Origin of the sequence: Chthonomonas sp., assembly GCF_035294165.1 — a bacterium.
GTDB lineage: Bacteria > Armatimonadota > Chthonomonadetes > Chthonomonadales > Chthonomonadaceae > Chthonomonas.
Genome location: NZ_DATGLN010000057.1, coordinates 1 through 4,104 on the forward strand (window position 1 = coordinate 1; position 4,104 = coordinate 4,104).

Sequence of the window (4,104 nt, forward strand, 5' to 3'; positions counted from 1 at the left end):
TTGCCCGGTTGCATCGGGGTCACGACCTCCTACAAGTGCAGCAAGATGGAGGGTATGCCCTTCAAGTCGGTAGACTTGAACGCCGTCTCCGGTAGGCAGAAAGAGAAAGTGGTGGCCTTGAAAAGTAAGAATACGAGGCACACCGTGTACGTCGCTATGATAGCGCACCGGATCGTTCAGGCCATCGGCGACATAACGACTTTTTCCATGTTCAAAATCGTCGAGATGAAACAGATGCCCACTCATGGAAAGAAAGAGAGTGGGGTCGTTCAAAGCGTTGATCCCGAGGGAAACAAATTCGGTGCACCACTGTTCCCACAGCAACTTACCCGTTGGTGACCATTTTGCCAATCTGGCGCCGGATATGGGTTCTGTTTGTGTAGTAACAATGCTGCTATCTGGAGCTATGGCTATGCCGGTGAGATGAAAGAAGCGACCAGGAGAGCGATCGCCAGCTTTTGCCTTTTGACCAAGAATGCCGATTTGATGGGCTTCGAGACCGTGAATTGCGTATATTTTTACCTGTCCCGCTCCGGTATCGGCCACATAGAGTTTGTTCAAAGGGCTGAAGGCGATCTCGACTGCTTCTGATAGATCGTGGATTGGCGCAGCGAGTTGCTGGCCGGTGGTAGAGTAGACGCGAATTTCGTGCTTACGCGCACTAACCCAAATCTGCCCCTGGGCGTCTACCGTGATAGCCCGGGGAGTGGGTACAGAGAAGCTGCCCAAGAGATCGCCGCTTTCTTTGTCGAAACGCCACACTCGATTGCCGAGAAGGTCGGTAACGAAGAGGTTATATTGATTCACCGCGATACCTCGCAAAGGTGTTTTCAACAGCTCCGCTGCATCAGGTGGCGTGTTCGGGGGAAGGTGGTGGCTCGGCCATTCATAGATTTGAATATGGCCATCTACGAGATGCTGACCGGAAAAGGGGACTTCCTGTCCATCACTAAGACGAAAGCGCTCGATCTGCTGCCGCTCGTTCCAGGGAGGGGAAGCCCATCCGCCGACAGTGCAGTAGATGTAGCGGTCATCCACAGCGATGGCGTAGGGGATGCCATTCGGTTTACCGTTGCGAATTTGGAAATGCGCATCGTAGACGGAATGGCCGTATTTATCCCACCTCTTGAAGTCGGCGCCAGCCTCGTCCCAACCGTTAGCGGTATAGATATTGCCCTCTTGATCGGTGGCAACGGAGAGAATGCTTGCCGGCGTATGGCCTTGTGCATTCGGCGGCTGCCCACTATTCCCAATGACACCGACATTACGGTAAACACTATAGTTTACAGCCACCACTAGATGATAACTTCCCGAAGGTGCCGGTTGGTCGCTCATGTCGAGACCGTTCCATAGCACAGTGTGTTTGCCGGATGGAGTAGGCTGCATTTGCCAGAGAACGCGGATGAGATGACCGGCGCTGTCGTAGACGCCACCACTTGTAATGGCCTGTTGAGTGAGGGTGTAATAAAAACGTCGGGCTTGCGTTGAAGTAGAGCTAGTTTGGGATAAGCCTACCTCGCCGTGCGATAAAATAAGTGGCAGCAAAATGATCGCCAGATGTCTTAGTCTCACGGTCACCGTTTCTCCTCATAGGTGTTTCGAAATAAATTCGCGAGAGGATTTCGAAAAACCTCTTTTCTGAATTTTTTCGTCTCGGCATTCTACTTCGAGAGAAGCGTCAAATATAGCTTCTCTACTAGGGAGGCGACAGCAAAATGCCCTCCTACGTGCTTTGCCCATCGCCCTATGTAGGAACAGTGAAAGGCTTAAAGGGCAAAGATAGATCGGTGGTATCTGCTAATCGTCAATCTCTTTGTTAACTTTTGCCTAAACCAAGCCTCTGAGGTGTACTGCTACCGGAACTAGGTTACGGAACGAGGTAGAAATCAGGCACACATGCGAATACTCCTGTTTTGCAATAGGGGCAGGTTCGGCCTTCGAGGCGGAACGTATCGGAGAAGGAGGTCGAGCCGCATTTTGGGCAACTATCCACCGGTGCGCGGGTATCTACGAGAAACTTTTCGCCGCAATCAAGGCAGAGATGGGGCACATCGTTACCGATGAGAAGTACAACATCAAGTTCAGAGGGTGCAGAATATATCGCGAATTATAGCACTATGGAAAGGCAGAACGCAAGAGAAAAAAATTTGTGATGGCAAAGCGAATGGGCTAATAGGAAGTGGGCAGGATAAGGTAGATTCTACGTCAAGAACGACGGTTCTCGTAGGAGGCATAAAAATGAACGAAGATCAGCGATTCGCATTTGATGTGCAGGGTTTTCTGCATCTACGTGGTGCGTTGACACCGACGGAGATCGCTGAATATACGCGATGGATGGACGAGGTGGAGAAGACAGACGTACATCGGCTAAATGCAGACGAACCGAGTAGGATGCAGCATCAGTTAAATAGGCCGGTATCGCGGGTGATTGATGCCGACCCAAAGTTTGCTCGATTTCTGGATCACCCGGCAGTCGAGCCGTTGCTGGTGGAGTTGTTAGGAGAGGACTATAAGCATATTGATAATGAGCTATACTACACCTATCCAGGGTACAGAGGTGGGGAATGGCATCGGGGGGTACGTGCGCACCCCACCGGGCATGTGGTAAACGGAATATTTTGTTGCCCAATGGTAAAGGTGTTCTACTGCATGAGCGATGTGGGGCCGAACGAGGGGGAGTTCGTAGTTATTCCCGGATCTCACCGGGCGCAATTCGACCTTGATACTCGCGAAAGGGTGGACCTGCCGGCGCAGCATATTTTTGACGATGTGCGGATTGGGGACATCATTCTGTTTAACGAGGCGCTGATGCACAATGGGCGTCCGAATCCCTCGCAGAAAACGAGAAAGACGATTATCATGAATTTTGGGCGCGAGGACGCCGGCCCATGGCCAGGCTATACTCCAAAACCGGAGACACTCGAAAAGGTGACGCCACGGCAGCGTCGTATCTTAATGAATCGGGCACCGGTTTGGCTCGAAGCGGAATGGATAGAATAAAGTGTCGGGCAACAAAAAACTCCCTCTCCAGTATGGAGAGGGAGTGTGATTTTTGAGCCGGTTTACATATCGTAGTCCATGCCGCCGGGCGGGTTGGCGCCGTTGGCCGGTTTCTTCTCGGGTTTCTCCACCACCAGCGCTTCGGTGGTGAGAACGAGACTGGCGATGGATGCCGCGTTTTGCAGCGCGAAGCGGGTTACCTTTACTGGGTCAATGACGCTGGCAGCGATCATGTCGCCGTACTCCTCGGTAGCGGCGTTGAAACCGTGCCCTTTCGGCAACGTTTTCACCTTTTCTACTACGACACTCCCCTCGAAGCCGGCGTTCTCGGCGATTTGCCGCAGCGGCTCTTCGAGGGCACGTCGGACGATATTGATGCCATGCTGCTCGTCTTGGGTATCCGCTTTAAGGTTATCGAGAGCCGATTGCACATTGAGCAGGGTAACACCACCGCCAGGCACGATGCCTTCCTCTACGGCAGCGCGGGTGGCGCTAAGGGCATCCTCAAAGCGGTGTTTCTTCTCTTTCAGTTCCGTTTCGGTAGCTGCGCCCACTTTGATGACGGCCACACCACCGGCGAGCTTGGCGAGACGCTCTTGCAGTTTCTCCTTATCGTAGGAGCTTTCCGTCTCTTCGATCTGACGCTTGATTTGATTGATCCGCCCCATGATGGCGGCCTCGGTGCCACCACCATTAATGATGGTGGTCTCCTCTTTGCCGATGATCACCTTTTCCGCGGTCCCGAGGTAGGAGAAATCTACATTCTTAAGCTGGACGCCTAGGTCCTCGCTGATGAATTTGCCACCGGTGAGGATGGCGATATCCTCGAGCATGGCTTTGCGACGGTCACCAAAGCCGGGAGCTTTGACGGCAGCGCAGCTGAGGGTTCCACGGATGCGGTTAAGCACGAGAGTTGCGAGGGCATCTCCATCTACATCCTCTGCGATGATGACGATTGGCCGGCGCTGCTGCGCGATCTTCTCCAGCAAGGGGATGAGATCGGTTGCGGAGCTAATCTTTTTCTCATAGATGAGGATGTAGGGATTTTCGAGGACGGCCTCCATACGCTCGGTGTCGGTGACGAAGTAAGGGGAGATGTAGCCC

Annotated in this window: 3 protein-coding genes; 1 reads left to right on the forward strand and 2 read right to left on the reverse strand. The window is 52.9% G+C overall.

The window, feature by feature from the left end; all coding sequences use genetic code 11:
- Positions 1-1,572 (reverse strand): FlgD immunoglobulin-like domain containing protein (locus VKV29_RS02310; protein WP_324199683.1); only part of this gene is annotated, 1,572 nt, incomplete at its 3' end.
- Positions 1,573-2,238: 666 nt separating this feature from the next.
- On the opposite strand from VKV29_RS02310, the gene VKV29_RS02315 reads away from it, so the two are divergent.
- Entirely contained in the window at positions 2,239-3,000 is a 762-nt protein-coding gene (locus VKV29_RS02315) for a phytanoyl-CoA dioxygenase family protein (RefSeq protein WP_324199684.1), read from the forward strand.
- 62 nt (positions 3,001-3,062) lie between these two features.
- On the opposite strand, the gene groEL is transcribed toward VKV29_RS02315, so the two are convergent.
- Positions 3,063-4,104 (reverse strand): chaperonin GroEL (gene groEL / locus VKV29_RS02320; RefSeq protein ID WP_324199685.1); only part of this gene is annotated, 1,042 nt, incomplete at its 5' end.

Coding starts and splice junctions, on each gene's coding strand:
- VKV29_RS02315 (WP_324199684.1), top strand. CDS start 2,239: ATGAACGAAGATCAGCGATTCGCATTTGATGTGCAGGGTTTTCTGCAT.